The organism is Tunturibacter psychrotolerans, assembly GCF_040359615.1.
Taxonomy (GTDB): domain Bacteria; phylum Acidobacteriota; class Terriglobia; order Terriglobales; family Acidobacteriaceae; genus Edaphobacter; species Edaphobacter psychrotolerans.
In genome coordinates this window covers 2630456-2656480 of the sequence record NZ_CP132942.1, presented here as the reverse complement: position 1 = coordinate 2656480, position 26025 = coordinate 2630456, and the positions used below count along the sequence as shown (strand labels likewise).

At 56.9% G+C, this 26025-nt stretch carries 20 protein-coding genes; 12 read left to right on the top strand and 8 right to left on the bottom strand.

Going from position 1 to position 26025, the window contains the following annotated elements; genetic code table 11:
* The first annotated feature begins 11 nt into the window (after positions 1-11).
* The 7 genes from RBB77_RS11055 (at position 12) to cobA (ending at position 12015) form a co-directional block, all read left to right on the top strand.
* Positions 12-2180: a beta-N-acetylhexosaminidase gene (locus RBB77_RS11055; RefSeq protein ID WP_353067355.1), complete on the top strand. Its 2169-nt coding sequence runs from the start codon at positions 12-14 to the stop codon at positions 2178-2180.
* A 57-nt stretch (positions 2181-2237) separates the two neighbouring features.
* A complete protein-coding gene (locus RBB77_RS11050) occupies positions 2238-3581 on the top strand; it encodes an Hsp70 family protein (RefSeq protein ID WP_353067353.1) in 1344 nt (447 codons plus the stop codon).
* Between the two features lie 71 nt (positions 3582-3652).
* Positions 3653-7810, top strand: coding sequence for a sodium:solute symporter family transporter (locus RBB77_RS11045; protein WP_353067351.1), 4158 nt, complete (start codon positions 3653-3655; stop codon positions 7808-7810).
* Between the two features lie 113 nt (positions 7811-7923).
* A complete protein-coding gene (phoU, locus tag RBB77_RS11040; RefSeq protein ID WP_353067349.1) occupies positions 7924-8598 on the top strand; it encodes a phosphate signaling complex protein PhoU in 675 nt (224 codons plus the stop codon).
* 280 nt (positions 8599-8878) lie between these two features.
* Positions 8879-10603: a nitrite/sulfite reductase gene (locus RBB77_RS11035; protein ID WP_353067347.1), complete on the top strand. Its 1725-nt coding sequence runs from the start codon at positions 8879-8881 to the stop codon at positions 10601-10603.
* A gap of 9 nt (positions 10604-10612) precedes the next feature.
* Positions 10613-11254, top strand: coding sequence for a precorrin-2 dehydrogenase/sirohydrochlorin ferrochelatase family protein (locus RBB77_RS11030; protein WP_353067345.1), 642 nt, complete (start codon positions 10613-10615; stop codon positions 11252-11254).
* Complete coding sequence (cobA, locus tag RBB77_RS11025; protein ID WP_353067343.1) at positions 11251-12015, top strand: uroporphyrinogen-III C-methyltransferase; 765 nt, start codon at positions 11251-11253, stop codon at positions 12013-12015. Before RBB77_RS11030 ends, cobA begins: the two co-directional genes overlap by 4 nt.
* On the opposite strand, the gene RBB77_RS11020 is transcribed toward cobA, so the two are convergent.
* Positions 12005-12805 carry a PEP-CTERM sorting domain-containing protein gene (locus tag RBB77_RS11020; RefSeq protein ID WP_353067341.1) on the bottom strand — a complete coding sequence of 267 codons (801 nt, stop codon included), beginning with the start codon at positions 12803-12805 and terminating at the stop codon, positions 12005-12007. The genes cobA and RBB77_RS11020 overlap by 11 nt on opposite strands.
* Before the next feature lie 469 nt (positions 12806-13274).
* Between RBB77_RS11020 and RBB77_RS11015 the strand changes: the two genes are divergently transcribed.
* Positions 13275-13814 carry a hypothetical protein gene (locus RBB77_RS11015; protein ID WP_353067339.1) on the top strand — a complete coding sequence of 180 codons (540 nt, stop codon included), beginning with the start codon at positions 13275-13277 and terminating at the stop codon, positions 13812-13814.
* A 97-nt stretch (positions 13815-13911) separates the two neighbouring features.
* On the opposite strand, the gene RBB77_RS11010 is transcribed toward RBB77_RS11015, so the two are convergent.
* From RBB77_RS11010 to RBB77_RS11000, 3 genes are all read right to left on the bottom strand, one after another.
* On the bottom strand, positions 13912-14679 hold the full coding sequence (locus RBB77_RS11010; protein ID WP_353067337.1) for a phenylalanine 4-monooxygenase: 768 nt from the start codon (positions 14677-14679) through the stop codon (positions 13912-13914).
* Between the two features lie 438 nt (positions 14680-15117).
* Positions 15118-15651, bottom strand: a complete 534-nt coding sequence (locus RBB77_RS11005) for a dihydrofolate reductase family protein (RefSeq protein ID WP_353067335.1) — start codon at positions 15649-15651, stop codon at positions 15118-15120.
* Between the two features lie 190 nt (positions 15652-15841).
* The gene (locus tag RBB77_RS11000) at positions 15842-16243 is read right to left on the bottom strand and encodes a YciI family protein (protein ID WP_353067334.1); all 402 of its coding nucleotides are present in this window, start codon (positions 16241-16243) and stop codon (positions 15842-15844) included.
* A gap of 266 nt (positions 16244-16509) precedes the next feature.
* Between RBB77_RS11000 and RBB77_RS10995 the strand changes: the two genes are divergently transcribed.
* Both RBB77_RS10995 and RBB77_RS10990 read left to right on the top strand, forming a co-directional pair.
* Complete coding sequence (locus RBB77_RS10995) at positions 16510-17046, top strand: DinB family protein (RefSeq protein WP_353067332.1); 537 nt, start codon at positions 16510-16512, stop codon at positions 17044-17046.
* A 144-nt stretch (positions 17047-17190) separates the two neighbouring features.
* A complete protein-coding gene (locus RBB77_RS10990) occupies positions 17191-17751 on the top strand; it encodes a VOC family protein (protein WP_353067330.1) in 561 nt (186 codons plus the stop codon).
* Between the two features lie 132 nt (positions 17752-17883).
* Here RBB77_RS10990 and RBB77_RS10985 read toward each other — a convergent pair whose 3' ends face one another.
* From RBB77_RS10985 to RBB77_RS10970, 4 genes are all read right to left on the bottom strand, one after another.
* On the bottom strand, positions 17884-18669 hold the full coding sequence (locus RBB77_RS10985) for a response regulator transcription factor (RefSeq protein WP_353067328.1): 786 nt from the start codon (positions 18667-18669) through the stop codon (positions 17884-17886).
* A 3-nt stretch (positions 18670-18672) separates the two neighbouring features.
* Positions 18673-18999, bottom strand: coding sequence for a PilZ domain-containing protein (locus RBB77_RS10980; protein ID WP_353067326.1), 327 nt, complete (start codon positions 18997-18999; stop codon positions 18673-18675).
* A gap of 121 nt (positions 19000-19120) precedes the next feature.
* On the bottom strand, positions 19121-20335 hold the full coding sequence (locus tag RBB77_RS10975; protein ID WP_353067324.1) for a hypothetical protein: 1215 nt from the start codon (positions 20333-20335) through the stop codon (positions 19121-19123).
* A 54-nt stretch (positions 20336-20389) separates the two neighbouring features.
* The gene (locus RBB77_RS10970) at positions 20390-21919 is read right to left on the bottom strand and encodes a glycosyltransferase family 39 protein (protein WP_353067322.1); all 1530 of its coding nucleotides are present in this window, start codon (positions 21917-21919) and stop codon (positions 20390-20392) included.
* A gap of 9 nt (positions 21920-21928) precedes the next feature.
* Here RBB77_RS10970 and RBB77_RS10965 point away from each other — a divergent pair, with 9 nt between their 5' ends.
* Positions 21929-25492: a polysaccharide deacetylase family protein gene (locus RBB77_RS10965; RefSeq protein ID WP_353067320.1), complete on the top strand. Its 3564-nt coding sequence runs from the start codon at positions 21929-21931 to the stop codon at positions 25490-25492.
* Positions 25493-25596: 104 nt separating this feature from the next.
* Entirely contained in the window at positions 25597-26004 is a 408-nt protein-coding gene (locus RBB77_RS10960; RefSeq protein ID WP_353067318.1) for an ester cyclase, read from the top strand.
* Positions 26005-26025 lie beyond the last annotated feature (21 nt).

The window sequence follows — 26025 nt, the reverse complement described above, 5'->3', positions numbered from 1 at the left end:
CCTTTGTCCTCATGTATTTTTTTCGCTTCGGAACCCTGCTGGTTGGCTTTGGTGTGCTTGTCTCCTCTGCTTCGGCACAACCCTCTACTAAGTTGATTCCGATCCCGCGCGAGATTCGTGCGACGACCGACCAGCCGTTGCCGCATGGCGTTCGCATCGTCTGTGCAGCCCCTTGCGCTGCCGAAGATCAGTTTGCCGCCGACGATCTGGCGATGACGCTACAGACGCGGGGTATTCAAGCTGCTTCGGCAACTGGGATTCAGATCCAACTGACGCGACTCGCTGGACACCCGGAGGCTCGGTTTACCGATGAGATGAAGGCGGAAGGCTATGTGATCGCCGCGAGTGGGGACGGACTGACGGTCATTGGGGATACGGCTGCCGGAGTGTTCTACGGAGCGCAAACCGTCAAGCAGCTGATTGAAGGGGACGGCGCTCGGGCGGTGCTCCATGGGGCAAATATCAGGGACTGGCCGGCGATGAAGTACCGCGGGCTCGATGATGACCTGTCGCGAGGACCGGTGACTACGCTGGAGTTTCAGAAGCATCTGATTCGGACGCTGGCTGCTTATAAGGTCAATCAATATTCTCCTTACTTCGAACATACGCAGCAGTATGCGTCGAACCCTTTGATGGCGCCGCCAGGGGGGGGCGTTACGGCTGATGAGGCCAGAGAGCTGGTTGCATATGCGCGGCTCTACCATATTGATGTGGTGCCTGAGCAGGAGGCGTTTGGTCACCTCCACCACAATTTGACGTGGGAGCAGTATCAGCCGCTGGCGGAGACTCCACATGGGGCTGTGCTGGCGCCGGCACAGCCGGGGTCGATTGCGCTGATCAAACAGATGTTTACTGAGCTTGCGGCACTCTATCCAGGACCATTTCTGCATATTGGAGCAGACGAGACGGTCGATCTGGGTTTGGGGCAGACCAAGGAAGATGTGGATGCTCGCGGGCTGGGGGCGGTCTATCTGGATTTTCTGCAGAAGATTGTCGCGGAGTTGAAGCCGCTCAATCGCCGGTTCCTTTTCTGGGGAGATATCGCTCAGGATTCACCGGATCTGCTGAAGGGTCTGCCCCAATCGTTTAAAGATTCCACGATCGCCATTGCGTGGGTCTATAACCCGGAGCCTCGCGGGTATGACCGCTTTTTAACACCGTTTACAAACGCGGGAATGGAGACCTGGGTGGCACCGAGCGTCAACAACTTCCGCAGGGTCTATCCGAACAATAACTATGCGCTTTCCAATATTCAACGCTTTACTGCGGATGGGCAGCGGCTGGGGTCGACGGGACAGCTGAACACGATATGGAACGATGACGGCGAAGGGCTCTTCAACCAGGATTGGTATGGAATTCTGTTTGGTGCTGCGGCGGCCTGGCAGAAGGGGGAGTCGTCGATTCCGAACTTCCAGGATTCTTATGCGCAGGTGTTTCATGGTGACGCGACGGGCGATCTAAATGAAGCGCAGAAGGAGATGATGCTGGCTCATTCGGTGCTGAAAGATCAGGCGAAGGAAGGCGATGGAACGAACAGCATCTTCTGGCTGGACCCGATGTCGAAGGATGGGTTGAGGATTGGGGCGCAGGTGCTTCCGTATGCACATGAGTTGCGGCTGCATGCGGAGCGAGCGCTGACTTTGATCGCGCAGGCGAGGGCTGCTGCGCCGGCGCCAGCACCAGTTTCGACGGAGCCTAAGGCTTATGATCCGGCGGACTCTTATCCGAGTGCGCCTACGACGCTGCGTGAGACTGCAGCGATCGACGCACTGGAGTTGGGAGCGCGGAGGATGGATCTGATCGGGCTGAAGTTTCAGCTGGCCGAGGAGATTGCGGAGGGTTATCAACGCGCCTACGCGATGCAGAACACGACGGACAAGAAACAGCGCATGAATGTAGGCCGTGAGCTTTCGGACATAAATGGGGCGAATGGACGAATTCAGGATTACATCGACGCTTATTCCCTGCTGCGTGATCTGTACGAGCAGGCGTGGTACCGCTCCAACCGTGCGTATGGGCTGCGGCCAGTGCTCGAACACTACGATTACACGATGGGGATATGGGAGGCCCGTAGCGACAGACTTCGCAGCGCGCAGCGTCAGTGGTCCGATACCCATACGCTTCCGCCGGCAGCCGATCTGGGCATACCGCCGCCGGCTCCGGCTCCCGCTCCGAAGTAAGTTCGTACCGGAGAGCGAGTAGCGCTTAGGTCGGAATATCTGGCAATCTAGAAGACCATGCTTTCGACGCACTCCATCGGCCACGCACTCGGAATTGATTTCGGCACTACGAACAGCTCAATCGCTTCTGCTCGCGGAGACGGGATGGTTGAGCTGGCCTCCTTCCCTACTGCGGCAGCAGCCACGGAGTCGTTTCGTTCTGTGCTTTACCTGGAACAGCATAAGCATTCGGGTCGCACGCAGATTAAGGGATTCACGGGACCACAAGCGATCGAGCATTATCTTCATGCCGAACACAAAGGTCGTCTGATTCAGTCATTGAAGTCTTACCTCACCAGCAGGACACTGACTGGCACAGAGGTGTTTGGACGACGGTACACGATTGAGGATTTGATCTCGCGCATCCTTAGCGATCTGCGGTTGTCTGCAGAACGGCAGTTTGGGCATCCTGTTCGACAGGCTACGGTGGGGCGTCCGGTTCGATTTGTGGGAGCCGACAGCGTTGAGGACGATGACTTCGCAGTGCAGCGGTTGCGGCAGGCGTTTCTTCATGCAGGTTTCGAGTCGGTCGAATTCGAGATGGAGCCAATTGCCGCGGCTTATGCGTACGAGTCAACCCTCGATCACGACGAATTGATCCTGATTGGGGACTTCGGTGGGGGTACCAGCGACTTTTCGCTGCTGCATGTCGGTCCTGGTGTCCGCGCGCGCGGACGGACGGCAAAGGATCTTTTGGGCAACAGCGGATTGGGGCTTGCGGGCGATAGCTTCGATGCAAGGATCGTCCGCAAGCTGGTCTCTCCGGCGCTGGGCTCGGACAGTTTCGAACGTTCTTACGCGCAGGCACCAGACCGTCCGGCAAGCATTATCCCGGCGGCTCCGGCCTGGATTTACGCCAATCTCGAACGCTGGCACTATCTTTCTTTTCTAAAGACACGGAATGTGGCTGAGATACTGAAGAGCGCTCGAGCACGGGCGCAGGAGCCGGAGAAGATCGAAGCACTTATTAACTTGATCGAAGAGGATCTTGGATATCAGCTACACCAGGCTGTGCAGCGTTTGAAAGTGGACCTGTCGAATCATGAAACGGCCAAGTTCCGTTTCCGCGACGGCAGCATGGATCTTGTTGCGACCGTTGAGCGCACGGAGTTTGAAGGCTGGATCGCCGAAGACCTGCAATCGATCGAGAGATGCGTGGACACTCTGCTCGCTACCAGCAACATCTCTACACGAGAGGTGGACCGCGTATTCCTGACTGGAGGGACTAGCTTCGTACCGGCAGTTCGACGCATCTTCGAGTCAAGATTTACCTCGTCGCGAGTTCGCACTGGCAATGAATTTACGTCAGTTGCGCGAGGGCTTGCTCTGCGAGCCGAAGAGGCCGGCGTAGGGGGATACTAACGATGTTACGGAATTGGATGATAGCTCGCGTCTGCTGCGTGTAGGGACGCTGTCGCTATACACTGGCACGAATGTATGCTGCCGCAGTTCCAACGCGCCTTCACCCCTTCGATCTTGCACTGATCGTCGTCTACCTGGTCGGAATCACGCTGTTTGGTCTGCGCTTTCGGAGTGGCAAAGATCCGAACGCGAGATCACTCCGAAGCTACTTTCTCGCGGATCAAACAATTCCGTGGTGGGCGATTGCGCTGTCTATCGTTTCGGCGGAGACCAGCACGCTCACGATCATCAGCATTCCCGGTGTGGCGTTTGCTGGAGACTTTGGGTTCCTGCAGATCGTGATCGGCTATATGCTGGGCCGCGTGGTAGTGGCACTCATCTTTCTGCCGAAATACTTTGAGGGACGGATGCTAACGGCGTATCAGTTGATCGATCAGCGCTTCGGACATACATTGCACAAGGTGACGGCAGGATTGTTCCTGTTGACCCGGGCGGCGGCGGAAGGGGTGCGGGTGTTCGCGGTGAGCATCGTGGTGGGGATCGCGATCGGGACGCGCGATGTGCTGTCTATCGGGATCATTTCGGCTCTTACGCTGCTCTATACGTTTGAAGGCGGAATGGCGGCGGTGATCTGGACTGATGTGGTTCAGATGGCAATTTATATCGGCGGTACGATGGTTGCGATTTTTACTCTGGGGACACATGTGCCCGGGGGGTGGTCGCATATTCACGAAGTCGCAGCGGCCGCGGGAAAGTTTCGGCTGTTCCATTTCGCGCTGAACTTGACACAGAGCTACACCTTTTGGTCGGGAGTGCTGGGGGGAACGTTCCTGACGATGGCCTCGCATGGGACGGACCAGCTAATGGTCCAGCGAATGCTGGCCGCGCGGAACCTGCGTGAGTCGAGACTAGCGTTGCTTTCGAGCGGGGCCGTAATCTTTCTTCAGTTCACGCTTTTTCTGCTGATCGGCGTCGGGCTTTATGTTTTCTACGGACTACATCCGGCGGTCTTCGCTTCGGCGGATCGAATCTTCCCAACGTTTATTGTGCGAGAGATGCCGATCGGGATTGCCGGGCTGCTGGTGGCTGCCATTCTCGCTGCGGCGATGTCGAATTTGAGCGCGGCTTTGAATTCCCTCTCGTCGACGACTGTGGTGGATTTTTATATGCACTGGAGGCCGGAGGCAGATGACAGGGAGCGCATGTTGATCTCGCGGTCGAGCACGGTGGTGTGGGCGCTGGTGCTGTTTGGAGTAGCTGTATATAGCGTATTCGCCGGGGGTAAGGGCCACGTGGTGGAGGTGGGGTTGTCAATTGCTTCGGTGGCCTATGGTGCTTTGCTCGGCGTATTTCTGCTCGGAACGCTGACCCGCTACGCTACGCAGACGGGGGCGATTCTTGGAATGATCTGTGGATTTGGGCTGAACCTTTTGCTTTGGCTCTCTCCTGGTGTGATCAAGGTTGGACCGATCACGATTCCACATATTGCGTTCACCTGGTACGTCCTGATCGGCTCGATCGTTACGTTTGTGGTGGGGTCCCTCGGCAGTCTTTTGTTCCGTGGGAATCGAGCTGATAAGTTGCCACAAAAGACTGCTGCGAAGGTCGCTCTTTTGTTGTTCGCTGCTCCTTTTTTTCTCTCATCACGCGACATTGCTGCGGAGACTCAAGCGGCCTCTCATGAGAACTACGATTTCAGCGCTGTTTCTACGCTGTTCGATGAGGCGATAAGCGCGAAGAAGATACCGGGTGCGGTGGTGCTTGTGGGCCACGATGGAAAGACGATCTTTGAAAAGGCGTACGGGAATCGTGCGCTGGAACCTGCGGTGGAACCGATGACAACCGATACCGTCTTCGATATGGCTTCGCTGACGAAGTGTCTGGTTACGGCTACGGCGGTGATGCAGCTTTATGAGGCGCATAAGCTTCAGTTCGACGATGCGGTGGCGAAGTATCTGCCGGAATTCGCGGTGAACGGGAAGCAGGCGGTTACGATTCGGGAGTTGCTGACACACTACTCAGGTTTGCCGGAGGATATCGACCTAAAGGACCCCTGGGGACTTGCCGCTCCTGATAAAGCGGAGGGTGTACGGCGGGCAATGAATGCCACGTTGGAGACGCAACCTGGTACGCATTTCAAATATTCGGATATCAACTACATTACGCTTGGCGTGCTGGTGGAAAGGATCAGCGGACAAGCTTTGAACGAGTATGCGCAGGAAAAGATATTCAATCCATTGGGGATGACACACACTCGTTATCTGCCGTTTCTGAGCGCGTGCGGGGTCAAGGATGTTCACGGATCAGCCGTGTCTGTTCCCTCTCCGTTGCCGGTCGCGACGAATGTCTCCTGCACGTTTGATGGCTCTCCGGGGAGTCGAGGTGGGTGGGTTCCTGGTGTTTGGATTCCCAATATCGCGCCAACCGCATACGACAATGAGGGATCGGCACTCACGAATCCGGACTACGACAGAATGCTTCGTGGAACAGTTCATGACCCGACTACGCGACGAATGGGTGGGGTCGCCGGACATGCGGGAGTGTTTTCCACGGCGGGAGATATTGCGTTGTTTGCTCAGGCCCTTCTCGATCGGCTGGCGGGAAGGCAAAGCAGTTTTCCGTTGGAGCAGGCGACGCTGAAGTTGATGACGGAGCCGGAGCAACCTACCAGCGCGGTTTCAGGGGCGACGATCTTTACTGCAGATGGTAAGACGACGACCGGAGTGGCAGCACGGGGATTCGGGTGGGATATTAATTCTGCGTTTTCGCGCCCCCGCGGTGAGGTCTTTCCAATTGGAAGCTTTGGGCATACGGGATTTACCGGCACTTCCTTATGGATGGATTCCAGGAGCGACAGCTTCGTCGTTATTTTGTCGAATGCGATTCATCCCCGCGGAGCAGCTCCTATCTCGCCCCTGCGGGGACAAGTTGCTTCGGCTGCAGCCATTGCGCTTCATCTTTATCAAAAGTGTCCGGCGGACAGCGTCTGCAATTCTGAAGCCGCCGTCTCTGGTGGTAACGTCCTTACCGGAATCGATGTGCTTGAAGCCACTCACTTCGACGTGCTTGCGCAGGCTGCAAAACGCCATGATAATCACTTGCGGCTGGGCCTGCTGACGAACCAAACGGGCCTTGATCGCGAGGGCCGAAGAACTATCGACGTCCTGCAGCATAGTCTTCCTGGAGTTGAATTGAAGACGCTGTTCTCTCCGGAACACGGCCTTTTGGGGACAAAAGATACAGTCAAGATCGGTAACGATGTAGACCCTGCTACGAATCTTCCTATCCGGAGCCTCTATGGCGCAAAGCCTGAACAGCGCCATCCGAGCATAGAGTCCCTGAAGGATCTCGATGCTGTGGTGATCGACCTGCAAGATGTCGGAGTTCGGTTCTACACCTATGAGGCACTCGTTGGATACTTTCTCGAAGCCGCGACACAGACGCATATCGAGATTATCTTGCTCGATCGGCCGAATCCTAACGGTGGTATAGCTGTGCAGGGGCCCGTGTCCGACGCTGGAGCGGAGTCTTATAACAACTACATGCCGATGCCCGTTCGCAATGGAATGACTCTCGGAGAGCTGGCCCTCTACTTCAACAGCGAACGGCGAATTCCCAGTGCAACTTCGAGCAATATTTTGGTCCCGATTCATGCCCAACTTACCGTCGTGCCGATGCAAAACTGGTCTCGAGGGCAATATTTTGATGAGACGGGGTTGAAGTGGACAAATCCAAGCCCGAATCTTCGGACCCCGGCCGCCGCCACTCTTTACCCTGCGGTGGGCCTGACTGAAATGACTAATATCTCTGTCGGTCGCGGAACAGACAAGCCGTACGAGCATATTGGAGCACCCTACATTAATGCGCCGGAGCTAGCTGCATACCTTACTGCGCGCAAAGTTCCCGGCGTGAGCTTTGCGCCGACGAATTTTGCGGTTGCGGAGGATGTGAACCACTACCCTTCTCATGGGAAGACGATCCCTGGAGTTGCGTTCACAGTGACCGACCGAGGCGCATTCAATTCTCCCGAGATGGGAATCGAACTGATCAGCGCGCTCCACCATCTTTATCCTGAGTTTCAATTGGCCAAAGCCGCATATCTGGTTACGAACGTGGATACGATGCAGGCGCTGACAAACATGGACGATCCACGTAAGATCGCGGCTGGATGGGAGAAGGACTTAACCGTCTTTGAGCGCCAACGCGAAGCGTACTTGCTCTACAAGTAGCCGCACGTGGCCCGAATTGTGTACATTCCCGCAACTCGAGGAAGCGATATTTATGGTTTCTTCTCTTTATTTCCGTCACAATAGTGGAACGAAGTGTAAAGAAGGATTCGCCGATGCCGCGCATTAACTTTCAAATGCAACTTGCAGCTCTCAAAGACAAGCTTCTCGCCATGGCGGCACTCTCGCAACAGGCTCTTTCCTTGTCGTTGGAGGCTTACCTGACTGGGGATATGAGTCTTTGCGACCACGTGAAGGAGATTGAAGCGGCGATCAATACGGCGGAACGTGACGTTGATGAGATGGCATACGACCTGCTCGCCAAAGAACAGCCGATGGCGATCGATCTCCGCTTCATCCTGTCGGTGATCAAGATCAACGGGGATCTGGAACGAATTGGGGATCAAGCTACTAACATTGCCTCGCGGACCCAATTCCTGCATGAATCGCCGAAGATTTCTCTGCCAATCGATATTCCGGATATGGGCGAGAAGGTTGGGGTCATGATCCGGCGCGCGATTCAATCGTTGCTGGAGGCCGACGCCAAGCTGGCAGAGTCTGTACTCGCGATGGACGATGAGATCGACGACATGAATCGCGACGTTCAGAACGAGCTGATTGAGGTAATGCAGCAACACCCGGTGGTCAGCGGGCAGGCGCTGAATGCGATCATCATCTCGCGTAACCTGGAGCGCGCAGCGGACCACGCCACCAATATCGCAGAGGACGTGATCTTCTGGGTTCGCGGCTCGGATGTGCGGCACAAGCTCTCGCTGGCAGAAGCAGACTAAATCAGTGCTGTCCGTGGCTTGAGTTCGAGTCACGTTTCCAATGTGCCTAAAAATGCCGTCAGCCTTGACGTGTGGTTCTCTGCCAACTAACCTTAGATGATGGTGAGCACGTCTCCACGAATGTCAAATGCCTGTCGCACATGTTGTTACATCTCTGTGCGCTGTTGCCTTTGCCCGTTTCGTGGACTTACCCAATAAGTCTCGACATTCCAGCAAAGTCACAAGCGCCCACTGATTCGGTGGGCTTTCTTGTTTTACAGCAGACAAAAGGATACTCATCATGGGAACCCCCGGCGCACCACCTGTCAAAGAGACCAAAGCACAAAAGTCCGAGCGTCTGAAACTGGCAAAGAATCCGTGGGATGCCTGGGAGGAGGTTCGGCAGTTTGCCCGGGACGGCCGCGATTCCGTGCTTCCCGAGTGGGCTGGACTCTACTTCAAATGGTGGGGGATTTACACGCAGGGAGACGGTGTGGGAGCGACTGGCGGTGTCGGCGGTGAAGGCAAGGCCACCGAATACTTTATGATGCGTATCGGTCTTCCAAACGGCATCCTAAACAGCTCTCAGCTGCGCGTCATAGCCGATCTTACAAAAACGTATGCTCGAAATCTTGCAGACATCACGACGCGCCAAAATATACAGCTTCACTGGCTGACGATTGATGCGTTGCCTAAGGTAGTCGATGCATTGACCGCTGTGGGACTGAGCCCCAAGGGCGCATGTGGCGATGTAGTTCGGAACGTAACGGGCTGCCCGCTGGCGGGAATTGATGGTCATGAGCTCCTTGACGCTTCTCCGCTGGCAGTTGAGATTGCACACAAGCTGACGGCGAATCCTGAGTTTTATAACCTGCCGAGAAAGTTCAAGATCTCTGTCACCGGTTGTCCTTTGTGGTGCACGTACCCCGAGATCAATGATGTTGCTTTGACGGCGATCAAGCGGGTTGCCGATGGTAAGGAGGAGATCGGCTATACATTGCGTGTAGGTGGCGGTCTTTCGACCGAACCTCATCTTGCAGTGCGTATCCCCGCATTCCTCCGTCAGGATCAGGCATATGCGGCTGTTCACGCCACTGCAGAGATCTTTCGTGAGCAGCAGGAGCTTCGTGAAAATCGCACCCGAGCTCGTATCAAGTATCTCTTTATGCGGCACGGCTGGACTGCGGAGTCCTTTCTCGAAGCGTTGGAAACCAAACTCGGGTACAAGTTGGATCCCAGTCCTGTCAGTGACGACGTCGTTCCTGACGACATCTACCGGGATCACATTGGGGTCGCGCCGCAGAAACAGCTTGGATTGTCTTCGGTGGGTGCCAGTGTTCTACGTGGACGTATCTCGGGCGAACAACTTCATAAATTGGCCGAACTAGCGGAACAGTATGGCAACGGAGAGCTGCGAACCACGATCATGCAGAACATCCTCATCGCGAATGTCCCGAACGCAAAGGCCTCGGATTTGGTTGTTGCGCTGAATGGGATGGGACTGCAGGTGGATGTTTCAGCTTTCTGGCGCGGAGCGATCGCCTGCACCGGCACGGAGTTTTGCAAGCTGGCGATTGCAGAGACGAAGAGCTTCTCGAAGTGGCTCGTCAGTGAAATGGAAGAGCGGCTCCCGGCCTTCGATCAACAGATCAAGTTACACGTAACAGGTTGCACTAATAGCTGCGGACAGCATTGGATCGCTGACATCGGATTAGAAGGCAAGAAGATCAAGAAGGACGGGAAGTCCGTAGATGCCTTCTATTTTTGTGTGGGGGGCGCGGTGGGCAGGTTTGCACGAACCGCCCGTCCGTTGGGATATCGAGCTGCAGCCGACGATGTTCCGAATGCTATTGAGCGGCTGTTGCGCGGCTATCTTGCAGCGCGTCAACCGGAAGAAGACCTCCGTGCTTATTTCGCCCGCGTGGATGACGACAGTCTTCGCGCTCAGCTTGCAGGTACAGTTGTTGATCCCGTTGACCGCGATGCTCCGCCGGTTGGCGCGGGCCGCTATGCCCCGGGAGAGTAACCTAGCTCCATGGATCTTTTTCCTATCTTTCTTAAAATTGCGGCGCGGCCATGCGTTGTCGTTGGAGCCGGGAATCTGGCCGAAGCGAAGATCGATTCGCTGTTGGCAGCTCACGCTAAGGTGACGGTCATTGCACCGGAAGCGCGTCCTCGCGTTGCGGACATGGCCGCTGAAGGCGAGATCGAGTGGCTGAAGAGGGAGTATGCTGCGGGCGACTTGACGGGGCAGTTCCTGGTGGTTGCGGCGACCGATAATCCTGTGGTGAACCGAGCCATTTTCAAAGAGGCAACCGAGACAAACATCCTCTGCAATGCGGTAGACGACCCGCCGTTTTGCGATTTTTACTTTCCTTCAATAGTGCGGCGCGGAGATCTCCAAATCGCCATTTCGACTGCGGGAGCAAGTCCGGCGCTCGCCCAGCGGCTGCGCAAAGAGATCAATGCGCAACTGCCGCTCGACGTTGGCGATTGGCTAACGGACCTAGGCAACCTGCGGCGCGAGGTAACGCAGATCGAGCCGCTCAATGAGGAGCGGAAGTGGCTGCTTCATCAACTGGCACAACGGGAAGTGTGCGGGTACGAGTCCTGTCCTTCACGCCTGCTTGCCCGCGAACATGCTTTGAAGAATCCACTCCCTGAGAAGAAATCGTGAACGCTGCCGCCCAGCCTGGAACCGTCTACTTAGCAGGTGCAGGTCCCGGCGATCCTAACCTGCTTACGCTCCGCGCACTTCGGTTGCTTGAGACCGCGGATTTGATCCTGCCGGATGATCTGGTCTCCGCTGAAATTCTCTCGCTCTCCCACGCCGGTGCAGAGATAATTCCGGTCGGGAAGCGCTGTGGGCAGCCGCGTATTACGCAGGCCGAGATCCATGTTCTTATGCTGGAGGCCGCACGGGCAGGTAGGTCGGTGCTTCGGCTGAAGTCCGGCGATCCGCTGATCTTTGGGCGGGCTGGCGAGGAGATAGGGGCCTTGCGATCGGCCAAGATCCCGTTCGAGATCGTCCCAGGTATCACGACGGCGTTTGCTGCGGCAGCAAGACTGAGGACTCCGTTAACAGATCGCAGCGCAGCTTCGAAGCTGATTCTCGCGACAGCGCATCATGCGGCGGAGAAGGTGGATCTGAAGCCGAAGTGGACGGGAGCCCTCCCTGAGGACGCCACGCTGGTGATCTACATGCCGGGCCGTAAATTTCGTGCACTCGCCCAAGACCTTATTTCTTCCGGGATCTCCGGCGAGACGCCGTGTGTCGCGATTAGCAAAGCGACCGCCGCTGATGAGCACGTTTATATTTCGACTCTAGACGAACTCGACGATGAAGCTGTTGGTCCTGCTCCTGTGATTCTGTTGATCGGACATGCCATCCAAGTGCCAGAGCAGGTTACAAGTCTCTCAGAGGCGCTTAAGCTTTGAATCTACGGCGAATGGCACCTGCGGCACCTACCACTCCGGTAAGCACGAGAACATAGCTGGAAGGCTCTGGGACAACTGGGATCGTTGGCGGAGGTCCACTGGGAGATCCTGGTCCGCTGGGGGATCCTGGGCCACTGGGAGATCCTGGTCCGCTGGGGGATCCTGGGCCGCTGGGGGATCCTGGGCCGCCGGGGGATCCTGGGCCGCCGGGGGATCCTGGGCCACTGGGAGAACCGGGGTTGCCAGGAGGGGCGGTCACTCCTTTTCCTGGTCCACCGGGGGGCACGCCACCGCCACCACCGAAGCCCGGATTGTAGACAGATGGGCCACCCGGAGTCTCGGGTGAGACGCCCCCATAGGAAGGAGGTGGTGGTACGTCGTTTGAGGCGACCATTTCGCCTAGATCGACCGGCAGGAGATCCAGACCATCCTCAAGAGGGAGTGCGGAGTGGAACGGACCGGGGGTCTCCTCTGCAACGAGAGGCTCATCGCCGCCTCCATCAGGCAGAACGCCGCAAGCCAAGTTGATGTGGTGGAGCGTTTGCGGGCGGGTCATGCGAGGGCCCCTTGCGACAGCGGGCATCAGCTTCGGTTTAGCAGGGGCGATCTTGTGTTGAGCGTAGAGCTTTGCGCGGCGCTTCGCGGCAGCGATTCGCTGAACCTGGCGGGAGTGCGCCAACTCACGGCGGTACGCGACAAACCATCGCTCGCAATCGGTCGACGCGCTAATGCACGATGCCGATGCGCCTACAAAGATCACCAAGAGCAGAAGATACACAAAGCGACGCATAATTCACCTTAGGAGATTTCGTCCTTCTAATAATCACTGGACGAACGTTAACGTTGATGCAATCAGTGGACCAAACCCGATTGCACCTGAACCTGCCAAACATTGCAGTATTCGAGTAAAACCTTTGCACGATTGGGAATATATTACCCTGCATTGGCGAATTGTTTTCCCTTTTTCTCTCGTTTTGTTTACCAATGTGGGAATCTCGATGATTTCCGCATCTAGCGTGGCGGGGTTGAGAGGTGCCCTAGTGGATTTAGACTGCGAGTTGGCCGGCAACGATGGAGCAGATTGGGGCAAGTTATCTTGCGCAATACTTTGCACGCCTACAGCCAAATTGAGACTCAACACAACATTTTCTTCAGTTCTGCGTTCTTACTAATCAGGAAGCCGGGCCCATCCGAGGAACGGAATCCGTAGAGCCACTGACGCCTGACGGCGTACTGGGCTTTGCTCAGGAGATTTGAAAATGCGCTTTTTACGCTATCTCGCTTTACTCGCCATCTTGATCGTTCCGGCGGCAGCTTATTCTCATGCCCAGGTGTCGGTGGGCGTCGGCATTGGTGGCCCCGTCTACGGTGGCTACGGCTATGCTGCTCCCATATGCGCTTACGGATACTACGGCTATGCCCCTTATGCCTGTGCACCTTACGGTTATTACGGACCTTCCTGGTTTAGCGGCGGTTTCTTTATCGGTGCTGGCCCCTGGTACCGTGGCGGCTACTATGGTTACCGCGGCGGCTGGGGCTATGGATATCGTGGCGGGTACGGCTACCGTGGCGGCGTAGGCTATGGCTACCGGGGTGGGTACGGGTACCGTGGCGGCTACAGCGGGGGATACCGTGGCGGCTATGGCGGCGGATACCGCGGAGCATCTGTTAGCAGCGGATTCCACGGCGGAAGCAGCGGTGGATTTCATGGTGGCGGTGGTGGCGGATTCCACGGTGGTGGTGGCGGTGGTGGATTCCACGGTGGTGGCGGCGGTCACGGTGGTGGCGGACACCGATAACCGTTCGTCGGTTGAATTATGAAGACGGCTGCTGGCTTTGTGCCAGCAGCCGCTTTTCTTTAATGCGGTATCCCCGAGACCGAGAACTTGAGCCTTCCTAGGCCAGTTGGCTTTCGGCCTGCTTGGTGGCTTCGTAGATCTGGTCGAATGACTCGACGGCGTAGAGCACGGGTTGCATCTCGCTGGTCTGGAACTCCTGGTTCAAGACAGCGTTGAGGTTGAAGTCCTTCACTTCGCAGCCGCCTGCTAGGACCCGGGTGCATTCTCCATGGGAGGAGATGAGGCCGCTGCCGTAGACCTTGATCTCACCGTTCTGGCGGATGAGACCGAACTCGACGGTGAACCAGAAGAGGCGGCCCATGCGCTCGAGCGCCACCGGATCGGTAAGGCGGGCGCAGATCTTTCCGTAGCTTTCGAGGAAATCGGCGAAGACCGGGTGGGCGTGCATGGGGACGTGACCGAAGACGTCGTGGAAGATGTCGGGTTCCGGGGTGTACTCCATGGAGTCGCGCGAGCGGAGCCAGGTGGTGGTGGGGAACATGCGGGCGGCGAGCATCTCGAAGAAGGCGTCGGCGGGGAGGAAGCCACTGACGGGAGTAGACTGCCAGCCGGTGCGAGGCTGAAGGAGAGCGCTGACCTCGGAGAGGTTGGGCAGCTGGTCTTCGCGGAGGCCGATCTGCTGGAAGCCGTCGAGATACTCCCTGCAGGCGTGCTCGCGGAGCTGGGGCATGCGGCGGGTGACGAGTTCGCTCCAGATGGCGTGCTGCTCCGGGGTGTAGTCCGCCCAGGTTTGTTCGATGAGGTAGGGTGCGGCCACGTTGAGCTTGCCCTGTGCCAGATTCAGCGGTGAGGTTGCGATTCCCATGGGTTGTGTACTCGGCTCCTTGTGCCAGCAGAAGGATACATCTTTATGACGATGATTGTGTCAGTTTGGGTGCCGGGGTACCCCCCGGGGGGTGGGGTATTTTGGGCGCAAATTACTTACTTTCAGTAATTTACAGCGAGTATGTCCGGGCAAGATATTCATTCTAAATGGCTTGCGGCTAAAATACTTGTTTTCAGCGAGTTGGCAGCATTCTCCACTTCGTACTTTCGTGAAAAAAGCCCGACGTGAGCCGGGCTTCTCTTTACTTCTTTGAGTATAGCTGGGGGAGCAGAACTAATGCGCCATGTGTATCTGGTTGTCTGTTATAGAGTTACGAGGTTTTGGGGGTTGACAGATCAAATTACGCACGTCCAGGCGGGTGTCCTAACCCAAAGCGGACCTGATGCCCCGGCGGAATCCGTCGGGCGAGTCGCGCGACTAAGCGGGAACGTACGTCAAGCTGATCACGTCCTCGCCAATTAGATCGTTGGCAACAAGTCGAAGCGGCGGCCGTGGGCCAGAGAAGAATGGCTTGCCTCGACCAAGTACGACGGGTTGAAGGTAAAGCCGATACTCATCAATAAGACCAAGGTCGCCTAGGCTTCCTGCCAAGTCTGGTCCGGCAACTTCAATCTCCCCGACTTGCTGTGCCTTCAGTCCGCGTATTGCCGTCTCGATGTCATTTTGGATAAGCGTGGCGTTGGGCCCGACCGACTTCAGCGTGCGTGACACAACCCACTTCGGCTTGCTCCGCCACGCCGCCGCGAAGTCGTGATCCTGCCTGTCCCAGTCCGCATCGTCTTCGTCCCAATAACGCATTATCTCGTACATGCGGCGGCCGTACACGCTGCCTGTCAGGTCGAGCATAAGCTTCATGAAGTGGCGAGAGAGCGCCGCGTTTGGCCTAGGAAGAGCAAGATGGTCGACGTAGCCATCCAAGGACTGGTTCAATCCATAAACGAGCTTTGCCATGGTACAAACCTCCACGAAGTTCTTCAGAATAGTTTGAGCCGACGTTCCGCAGAGATGAGATTGGACACGATCCGCGCGCCGCATGGTCGGTGTGACCGATAGCCAGAGGCGCATTGAGTTCGGCGTTCCCCGGAGCTAAGTGTGCATAGATTTCCGTTTCGTGAGCCGATCGCACGGTGTCAATCCTTCCTCATCGCGCGGCGAGCTTTCGCCTTCGCTGCTCGCTCTTCTGCATCATTTCACTCATATCGAAAGCTGGACGTACTTCGAACGAGGCTCCATGTTTCAGGGTCGGATGCTGCGAGATGAGCTGAATGGCATGATTCATGTCCCGCGCTTCAAGCACGCCAATGCCGCCGAGTTGTTCCTTGGTTTCCGCATAGGGACCGTCGGTCGTCGCGACTTTCCCGTTCTTCCAATACACGGTCAACGCAGTTTCAGAAGGCTGAATAGCTTCTCCAGCAACAAAGTGCCCGCTGGCGCGCAGATGCTCGTCGTACTCAAAAGCTGCGTCGAACATCGCGTTTCTGTCGTCCTCGGTCATGCTCGCGTGGATTGCTGGCTCGTAGTACCCCAGAAAGACGTATTTCATTGGACCTCTCCTCTTGTTGTTATTGGCCAGCGGCTGATCCTTGCATGCTGGATTGTTCACCCTATAGTCGTCGGGCGTGGGGAAAATCGACAGCAGAGCTGGTTTTTGATTTCAATTCCCGCGACAGCAGGCTATCCGGAATCACTCATTGGCTATGGATGTTCCGGTTGGATGGGGTTATCATCTCAGCCGGTTTGAGATCTGCAAAATGAGGGATCTGCAAAATTAGGGAGGTCCAAATGAATCTGAATAAGAGACTCTGTTGTGTGTTCGTCGCATCGATGGCCACCTGCGTTGCTGTACTCGCGCAAACGCCGGCAACCGCACCGCCTAATCCGATCACAGCCAGCGAAAAAGGTTTCTACGGTCTGGTCAGCGGTGAAGTAATTGCTGGTGCCGAGAAGATGCCGGAAGAAAACTACTCTTTCAAGCCAACGCCGGATGTTCGCAGTTTTGGCCAATTGGTCGGCCACCTGGCGGATGCGCAGTACCTTTTTTGCTCGACGGCTCTCGGCGAACCGGATCCCGTGAAGGCGATCGAGAAAACCAAGACCTCGAAGGCAGACCTTGTGGCAGCGCTGAAGGATGGCGTGGCCTATTGCAACAAGGCGTTTGCCGGTATGACTGACGCGCAGGGCGGCCAGATCGTGAAGATGATGAACTTCGATGTGGCCAAGCTTTCTGTGCTTTCCATCAACACAGCACACACCGATGAACACTACGGGAACATGGTCACCTATTTACGTTTGAAGGGCATCGTCCCCCCAAGCAGCGAAAAACAGGCTAACCAGGGACAGAAGTAAGACCGCGTCTTGAAGACTTTTCCGCGACGGCGGGTCGACTTCAGAGCGGCGTTTGCTTTGTCATACGACGGGATAAAGGTTGCAATACATGATCCACGCCACTAGCCTGTGTTCATACAAAAGACTTGCTACTGGGAGCTATGGATGGGGATCAGGAGACGTGAGGTACTCTACTTTCTCGCGTGCGCGAGCGGGTGGCCGGTTGTAAAGGGCAGCACTGCGTCGGCTGAAGCGGCAGAGAAACATTTCACTGGGGAACCGATTTTGGACGGCGCACAGGCGCCTTCGCATGGTGAAAAGACTTCAGGCGAGAGCTTGCCTGCGGAGCGAGTCCTCGGAATCGGTGGGTTGTTCTTTCGCGCTCGCGATCCGAAGGCGCTTGCGGAATGGTATCGGAGCCACCTGGGAGTGGGATTGGTTTCTGGCGACTCTGCCAACTCCGGGTGGCACACGGAAGCAGGTCCTACTGCCTTTCAACCGTTTTCTATGACGAGTAAATACTTCGGTGATGAACATCAGATGTGGATGTTCAATTTTCGCGTCCGAGACCTCGACAAGATGGCGGCGCAGCTTCGCTCCGCAGGCATCGAAGTCGCTATTGACCCACAAACGTATCCCTATGGGCGGTTTGCCAGGATTCATGACCCGGAGCAGAATCCGATAGAGTTGTGGGAGCCCGCCGAACATGGTGCAACACATCAATAGTTACTTTGCCAGGAGCCGAGGGAGCATTCAGGCGAGCCCCATGGGAAACGCAAGACCCCTTTAGGCCTGCTCAGGTGATGCGTTTTTGGGGTTGGGAGTAAAGAGGTAGAAGAACCGGGTCGCTGGGGTCAACTACATTTTTGCGCGGAGAGGCTGCGAAGGCTCCGTGTGGGGCGCCATCGCTGGGTCGCCATCGACGAGATACTTCTTGAGCAGCTCATGGTGGAGACAGTAGAGAGCCAGTTCGAGACGATCGGAGACGCCGAGCTTGTCGTAGACCTTGCGCAGGTAGTTCTTGATGACCTGTTCGGTGGTGCCAATCTGGTAGGCGATCTCTTTGTTGCGCATGCCGCGGGTGATGCAGCTGATGATGGCCAGCTCTTTTTTGGAGAGCTTGGGCTGGACCTTGGGATCGGTGAGGTTGGTGGCCTGGGAACGGTAGGCCTCGATGACCCAGCTGATGGACTGGTTGTCGATCCAGGTCTCGCCTTCGGCAATCTTGCGGACGCATTTGACAAGGAGGTCGGGGGAGATGGAGCGGGGCACGACTCCGCGAACGCCGCGGCGGTAGAGCTCGACGGTGTTGGCTTCGTCGGTCTCGGTGACCTGGACGATGAGCTTGGCTTCGGGCGCCTGGCGGACGAGCTCGGGCACGGCATCGATGGTGCCGGAGATGAGTTGGCCCTCGAGCAGGACGACGTCGGTGGGGTAGCGCTGCAGGGCGGCGTAGAGATTCTGGAGCGTTTCCACCTGGGCGACGACGCGGATGTCATCTTCGAGCGCAAAGACCTTCTTCATGCCGACGCGATAGATCGCCTGCGAATCCGCGAGGATTACACGAACTCCGGCAGCATGAGTCGTGTCCTCTTCCGGGGTCTCTTCGTTGCTACGGATTGGGTCAAAATTGACTACTGTCATAGATCAAGCCTTTAGGGAATATTCGTCGATCACTGCAGCGGCTTTTTTCGTTCCATTCTGCAGATAGTGGCGTACGACACGGCCAATGCAGTGTATGGTGACGTCGTTCGTGGTTCCCATGACTGCTGCTGGCATCGCTATCGTGAACTCAATTCTGCTGTCTACCCGCGGCAAGTGGTCACTCACAAAGAGGAGCCCATTGGCGGAGATGTTCTCGGTCATCGCTTCCAATTCACCCTGCTCGGTTTGAATCCGAATAGGGAGCCTCATTGGAAAACGTACCGCCGTGCGAACTGGATTCTCCCCATTTGGCATTTGCCACTGAGCCACTCGTCCTCCTCCGTGCCTGAACTGCGGATATGACATAAAACACCCGAAAAACTGCCAATGACTGACACTGTGGAGTTTACCCCACCTTTCCCTCTGCGACAGTATTTTTATGAATGCAAGGTTACTCCAATGGGCACAGCGCGGCGGAACTACCTACCCAGAGCTGGTTGCGGTTATGGTCGACCCCCATCATCAAACCGCGTCCGAGGCGGACCAGGGCGATGGCCGGCTGGAGGGCTTCGCCGTCGGGCCAGAGGTACATGATGCGGATTTCGGCCTGGGTCGGGCCATGGGGAGTGTCGATGACGGGCTCGAAGGAGACGCGCTGCTGGAGGAGGTAGAGGTGACGGTCTGCAACGGGGATGGCGTTGAGGTCGTCGTCCGTGGGAGCGAAGTGAATTCCCTTCCCTGCAAAGGAATAGAGGGGTTTGAGGAGGAGCTTTTCGCGGTCTTCGGGGAGGCCGGAGAGGTTGCGGTTGGCGTACCAGTCGTCGAGGAAGACGGCCTTGGGGACGGAGGGATGGTCGAGGTAAGGGAGGGAGAACTTGCTGATGCGGAAGTACCAGTTGGGATGGCCGGCCCATTCGACGGCGAGCTCGTCGCGATAGTCAAAGGGTAGCTGGATGTTTCTGCGCTCGAGCTCGTCGACGATGGCGCGGTTGTAGATGCGGTGGATGGGGATCTCGCGGCCATCACGGAGGTAGAAGAGGCGATTGCCGTGTTTGATGAGGCTGGTGATGTCGACGGTGGCGATGCCTAGCTTGTCCTCGTAGATGTTGAAGTCGGGGAGAGTCTTCTGGTGGGCGGGATCGATCTCGAGGAGGATTACGTTCTCGGGGGCGTGGTCGTTGAGGATGACTTTGGCGAGGAGTTGCCAGTAGGTTTGCTCGTTGAGGCCGCCGAGGTGCCAGGTCAGCGTGGGATCGAGATTGTAGGTTTCGATGTACTGGGGGGCGAGCATGTCCTGATAGCCGAAGATGGAGGGGAAGGCCTGGAGTTCGACGAGCTTCGGGCTCAGAGAGCCGTCTGGGTTGCGGACGAGGCCGAAGTCTACGGTCATGAAATTGGGATGAGGGTTCTGGTTGGGCATGCGGTACTGCGCGGGGACACACTGTTCGGAGGCCTGCATGTAGGCGGGGTTGTCGAGAAGCTGGTGGGTGAGAGCGGCACCGGTTTGGGCGAGCTCGTCGATGAGGGATTTGGGGAAGAAGCAGGGTGTTTCGGCGACGCGGAATTCGATGTTGGTGCGGGCGCGGCGGCTGAGACGAGCGAGGAGGTCTTCGTATCCGGCTGAGGTGAAGCGGGCGTTGAACAGATCGCGATAGGGCTGCAGCATGGGAGCTAGTGTAGCCGCTGTTGCGGTTGGCGGACGCGTTGATTGCGTGCTGGGCTATGCGGCGGATTTCCGCTTGATCTCTGTTGGCTGTTCGGAGTGGGAGCGAAAGAGGAAGCTTCCCCAAACGATGAGCAGCGGGAAGAGTTCGAGGGTGTAGCGGGGTTCGGAGTTGTCGAGGGTGAACAGGAGCGCGCAGCGTAGAACAACAAAACCCACCATGGCGGCCGCGAGCGCGTCGTGTGGGCTCCAACCGTGTCTTCGCCAGAGCCAGAGGCCGATGCCACCAAGGAGGAAGTAGGCGAGGTTGAGGGCCGCGGAGGCGTAGGCGAGGAGAGTCTTGGCGCGGTATTCGTGCCAGTTCCACCAGTCAAGGCCGATCTGCATCATCTCGGGGCGCGGCCGGAACAACATGTTCGCAAGCCGGGCTGCGGGGAGGACGAGGTAGTAGCGCAGGGGATGGGCTTGAATGCGCTGTTGGGCGAGGGCTTCGAAGCGTTGATCGAAGGCCGGAGTGGCGTTGTCTTTCTGGTTGTAGTCGGAGAGGAGCGCGGCAGTTTCGGTGTATTGATCTTCGAAGTCGAAGGCTCGCGTGGGGAGATCGCTGATGCCGAGATCGGTGCTGTCGTAGTTCCAGTAGACCTGCTCGGTGTCGGCGAAGTCGATCGCCCAGGTGCGATACCAGAGCTGAAATCCTTTAGGGATGGGCTCGCCGGGGTCAGTTGCGCTGCGTGGAGCCAGAGGCTGAAATACGTGGAAGGTGCGATAGTTCCTGATGGTCCAGGGCACGAGCGGAAGGAGGATACAGATTGCGGCGACGATGACAGGGCGGAGTTTGGGTAGGAAAGGGTGTGCGAGGTATCTCGGTTGTTGCCAGACGATCCAAATCATCGCTGGAACAACGGCTGCGGGAAGGAGGCCTTGCTCGGGTCGCAATAAAACGGAGTAGGCCATGGCGGCGGTGATCGTCCAGAGCCATCGGTTGTAGCAGGCGCCTGCGCTTCGCCAGCGTTCGAGGCTATAGAAGGTGAGGGCGATGGTAAACAGCGTGGGGGTCTCGGTGAGTGGCGCTGCGGCGTAGATCGCGGTGAAAGGACATATGGCGGAGAGCCATAGCGCGGCCAGTGCGGCTCGTCGTCCGAAGAGCCTGCCTGAGAGTGCCGAGAGCAATATGCAGGTGAAGAGGTCGATTGCCGATTGCAGATACATGATGGGGTGGTAGCGGTCGAAGCCTAAGATACGAAAGCAGACCGCGAGAAACATCGGGTAGCCGGGGAGGCGAATCAGGGTTGGGCGGGGGCCGTTTGGGCCGAGACTGAAGCCGTAAACATCGAATTTCAACCAGTTTCGGGCGATGCCTCCATAGATGAGGGTGTCGCCTTCGATGCGGCCAGCGTGGGCCACGTACCAGAGGCGCAGGAGGAGCCCTGCCGCGAGGGGGAGTGCAACCCACAGAGCTGTCCTCAGCTTTCCCTTGGTCATGTCTTTTGCATCATACTGCTGGAGCGCGCAGATATCGGCTTGTCGCGTTGACTCGGAGGTTTCGCCTGCATACGATGAGAGATACCGCATGCGCAGAGTCGCCATTACTCCTCAATGAATAGACAGGTCTTCTACGATCCACAACGCAAGCGCTGGAAGCGGCTGCGCAGAATTTTTGACGTGCTCGCCCTTCTGGGACTAGTGCTAGGGACTGTCTTTGTCATTGGTCTGATGCGGATGAAGCCGTTGCCTGAGCTGTTTCTGCGGACGCAGAAACGAAACTACCGGGCGCTTGCGAACCAGACGACGCCGCAGTTGAAGCCGGGACAGAAGCTGCATCGATCTGCCCACCGTAAGACGGACGTGAAGCCGGGAGACGTTCCCCTGAACTCGGGCGAAGGTCTGCGCGCGGCTTATTACGTGGAAGACGATCCGGCGAGCTACTCCTCGCTAAAACAGCATATTGCGCAGGTCGACCTGCTGTTTCCGGAGTGGCTGCATGTGGTGGGCACGACCGGTGAGGTAGTGTCCTACACGCAGGATAATCGTCCGTACGACGTGGTGGATAAGGCCGGAGTACACCAGGTGGATCGCGAGGGGAAGGTTGCGCGAACGGTCACGGCCAACCACGTGAACCTGGATATCTTTCCGCTCGTGAACAACTACGATCCGAGGCGACAGATTTGGGCGCCGGAGGTTGCAGGATTTCTATCAAGCGATGCGGCGCGGGCCGCCTTCGTGGAGCAGATTCACAACTTCCTGGCAGGAAATCCGACCTACCGCGGGCTGTCGCTGGACTTTGAAGAGATTCCAACAAGCGCGCAGCCTGGGTTCAGGTCGTTGATTGCGGCGTTGTATGACGACTTTCATCCTCGCAATCTTAGACTCTACGTGAATACGCCGGTGGGGGATGACGATTGGGATCTGAAGTTCATGGCGGACCACTCCGATGGTCTGCTGTTAATGAACTACGACGAGCACGAGACCGACAGCGCGCCGGGACCGATCGCCTCGCAGGATTGGTTTATCGACAACCTGAAGAACGTGTTGAAGATCGTTCCGAAGGAAAAGATTATCTGTGCCTTGGGCAATTATGGCTACGACTGGATTACGGCGTTGCCTCCAGAAGAGCGGGCGGTTAGGAAGGGCGCGAAAAAATCGATTGCGAAGAAGGCGGATCCTGAAAAAGTAATCGCCGCCCACGATCTTTCGACGCAGGATGCGTGGCAGGCTGCGGAGGACTCCGGATCACAGATCGATCTCGACGACGACTCGATGAATGTTCACTTCGCCTACGACGACGAAGATGCTCGTGTTCGCCATCAGATTTGGTTTCTGGATGCCGCAACAATTTTGAACCAGATGCGTGCAGCTCGTTCGCTAGGAATACAGACGTACGCGTTGTGGCGGCTTGGGCAGGAAGACAACTCGATGTGGAAGATCTGGGATCATCCGCTGCAGTCGGATCCGGTGAAGGAGTTGGCGCAGGTTGAGCCTGGATACGACGTCGATACGGAGGGTCAGGGTGACATTCTTCGGGTCACGCGTAAGCCACAAACGGGCGAGCGCGTGGTGACGTTGGACGACGACGACTCGGTGCCGATGGAGTATCGGATGGTAACGCAGGAGTCGATGTCCTCGTATCCGCTCTCGTATACGGTCGAGCAGTATGGTTATAACGACAAGAAGGTGGCGCTAAGCTTCGACGATGGACCTGATCCGGAGTGGACGCCGAAGATTCTGGACATCCTGAAGAAATACAACGTGAAGGGTACGTTCTTCATGATCGGCGAAGTCGCCGAGGACTACGTCGGCGTGATGCAGCGGGTCTTTCGCGAAGGCCATGAGATCGGCAATCACACTTGGTCGCACCCGGACATCAGCGAAATCTCGAACCGGCAGGTGGATCTGGAGTTGAATCTGACCGAGCGGCTATTTGCGTCGAAGCTCGGAGTCCAGCCGCTTTATTTTCGGCCGCCGTACTCGATCGACCAGGAACCGGATACGAACGACCAGGCTGCCCCAGTGGAACGGATTCAGGGGCTGGGTTATGTGATCGTCGGCAACAAGATCGATACCAACGATTGGGATGAGCATCCGCGCAAGTCTCCGCAGGAGATTACCGAGAGCGTCTTTCAACAGATTGAGGATATGAAGACGAAGCCGTGGAACCGCGGCTCGGTGATTCTGTTGCACGATGGTGGTGGGGACCGCTCGGCTACCATTGCGGCGCTGCCAGTGCTGATCGAAGCGTTGAAGGCGCGGGGTTATGAGATCGTTCCGGTGTCGGAGCTGGTGGGCAAGACGCGCGCCGAGGTGATGCCAGAGTTGACGCCGCACCAACGGTGGCAGGCGCGCGCGGATTCGCTGACGTTCTTCTTCTATAGCTTCTTCCACTATTTTGTGGTGGGTGTGTTCTTCGTTGGCGATGTTTTGATGAGTGCGCGGCTGATCATCATCGGCGTCTTTGCGATCATCGACCGATTCCGCAAGAGGAAGAACTTTGCGACGCCGGAGTATCAGCCGAGGGTTGCAGTGCTGATCCCTGCGTATAACGAAGAGAAGGTCATTGTCCGGACGATTCGCTCGGTGATGATGTCGACGTACAAAAACATTCGCATCATTGTGATCGATGATGGTTCGAAAGACAACACGTTTGATGTGGCGCGCGAGGCGTATCCGGCGGACATTGCATCGGGCCGGCTGACGGTGATGAGCAAGCCGAACGGTGGCAAGGCGGATGCTCTGAACTATGCGCTGGAGCGGATCGATGAAGAGCTGTATGTCGGCATCGATGCGGATGGGGTGATTGCGCATGATGCGATTGCGCGACTGGTGCCGCACTTTGCGAATCCGAAGATCGGCGCGGTGGCGGGTAATGCGAAGGTCGGCAACCGGGTAAACCTGTGGACTCGGTGGCAGGCGCTCGAGTACATCACGAGCCAGAACTTCGAGCGGCGCGCGCTGGATTTGTTCGATGTTGTCATGGTAGTTCCTGGGGCGATCGGCGCGTGGCGGACGGCGCCGGTGAAGGCTGGGGGAGGATACCACTCGAATACGGTGGCCGAGGATGCCGACCTGACCATGAACCTGCTGGAGCAGGGGTACTGCGTGATCTACGAGGACCAGGCGCTTGCATTTACCGAGGCACCTGTGAATGCGGATGGTTTGATTCGGCAGAGGTTCCGATGGTCATTCGGGATTCTGCAAGCCATTTATAAGCACAAGGGCGCGATCAGCAAACACCGCGCGATGGGGCTGTTTGCATTGCCGAATATTTTGATCTTCCAGATCATTCTGCCGCTGGTATCGCCGTTGATCGACCTGATGTTCGTGCTTGGGATCTTTCACTACATTATCGACAAGCACTTTCATCCGGAGACGGCATCGTCAGATAGCTTCTACAAGCTTCTCGCTTTCTTTGCAGCGTTTCTGGTGATCGATTTTGCGGCTTCGGCGCTGGCGTTTGCCTTGGAAAGGAAGCACCCGGCGAGCAAAGGCGACGGTTGGCTGCTGTTCCACATCTGGATTCAGCGATTTACCTATCGGCAGCTGTTTTCGGTTGTGTTGTTCAAGACGGTGAAGCGCGCGATCGACGGCAAACCGTTCAACTGGGACAAGCTGGAGCGGACCGCGCAGATGTCGAAGTCGACGGAGAAGCTTACTGAGGGCGCTTAGCTGCGGGACGTTACACACATCGAACATACGTTCGGAAGCATCCAATAGAGTGCGAAAGAGAGATCTGTCAGCTTGGGTCAAGAAGCCACATGCAAGGAAACAGAATGAATTCAGTCAAGATCGTTGAGGACTTTTGGTCAGCGGTATGGAAGTCTAGAAACCCGGACGCTATCGCAAATTTCGTCGTGGAGGATGCGATCATCACCACCGGAGGCGTTGAGATAAAGGGAAGGGACAAGTTCATCGCCTGGGCCTGGGACTTTCTATCGAAGATCAATGACTTTGGCTTTGAGGTCCTGGAGACCTTCCAAAATGAAGACGGGAGCCGCGTGGCATCACTGTGGCGTGTCACGGGCAAGAACAACGGCATGATGGGAACCGCTCCAGACCAACAGCCAATCAGCTTGACCGGGACTGCGATCTGGAGCGTTCGCGAAGACGGAAAGTTGCTACACAACCGTGTCGAACGTGCGGCCTGGGAGACATTAGTAAACCTCAACAGCAAGCGCTAATACCCGAATCAGGAATTACCT

Excerpts from the sequence above, each read along its gene's own strand:
- RBB77_RS11055 (WP_353067355.1), top strand. The coding sequence starts at position 12 with ATGTATTTTTTTCGCTTCGGAACCCTGCTGGTTGGCTTTGGTGTGCTT.
- RBB77_RS11050 (WP_353067353.1), top strand. The coding sequence starts at position 2,238 with ATGCTTTCGACGCACTCCATCGGCCACGCACTCGGAATTGATTTCGGC.
- RBB77_RS11045 (WP_353067351.1), top strand. The coding sequence starts at position 3,653 with ATGTATGCTGCCGCAGTTCCAACGCGCCTTCACCCCTTCGATCTTGCA.
- phoU (WP_353067349.1), top strand. The coding sequence starts at position 7,924 with ATGCCGCGCATTAACTTTCAAATGCAACTTGCAGCTCTCAAAGACAAG.
- RBB77_RS11035 (WP_353067347.1), top strand. The coding sequence starts at position 8,879 with ATGGGAACCCCCGGCGCACCACCTGTCAAAGAGACCAAAGCACAAAAG.
- RBB77_RS11030 (WP_353067345.1), top strand. The coding sequence starts at position 10,613 with ATGGATCTTTTTCCTATCTTTCTTAAAATTGCGGCGCGGCCATGCGTT.
- RBB77_RS11020 (WP_353067341.1), bottom strand. The coding sequence starts at position 12,805 with ATGCGTCGCTTTGTGTATCTTCTGCTCTTGGTGATCTTTGTAGGCGCA.
- RBB77_RS11015 (WP_353067339.1), top strand. The coding sequence starts at position 13,275 with ATGCGCTTTTTACGCTATCTCGCTTTACTCGCCATCTTGATCGTTCCG.
- RBB77_RS11010 (WP_353067337.1), bottom strand. The coding sequence starts at position 14,679 with ATGGGAATCGCAACCTCACCGCTGAATCTGGCACAGGGCAAGCTCAAC.
- RBB77_RS11005 (WP_353067335.1), bottom strand. The coding sequence starts at position 15,651 with ATGGCAAAGCTCGTTTATGGATTGAACCAGTCCTTGGATGGCTACGTC.
- RBB77_RS11000 (WP_353067334.1), bottom strand. The coding sequence starts at position 16,243 with ATGAAATACGTCTTTCTGGGGTACTACGAGCCAGCAATCCACGCGAGC.
- RBB77_RS10990 (WP_353067330.1), top strand. The coding sequence starts at position 17,191 with ATGGGGATCAGGAGACGTGAGGTACTCTACTTTCTCGCGTGCGCGAGC.
- RBB77_RS10985 (WP_353067328.1), bottom strand. The coding sequence starts at position 18,669 with ATGACAGTAGTCAATTTTGACCCAATCCGTAGCAACGAAGAGACCCCG.
- RBB77_RS10975 (WP_353067324.1), bottom strand. The coding sequence starts at position 20,335 with ATGCTGCAGCCCTATCGCGATCTGTTCAACGCCCGCTTCACCTCAGCC.
- RBB77_RS10970 (WP_353067322.1), bottom strand. The coding sequence starts at position 21,919 with ATGGCGACTCTGCGCATGCGGTATCTCTCATCGTATGCAGGCGAAACC.
- RBB77_RS10965 (WP_353067320.1), top strand. The coding sequence starts at position 21,929 with ATGAATAGACAGGTCTTCTACGATCCACAACGCAAGCGCTGGAAGCGG.
- RBB77_RS10960 (WP_353067318.1), top strand. The coding sequence starts at position 25,597 with ATGAATTCAGTCAAGATCGTTGAGGACTTTTGGTCAGCGGTATGGAAG.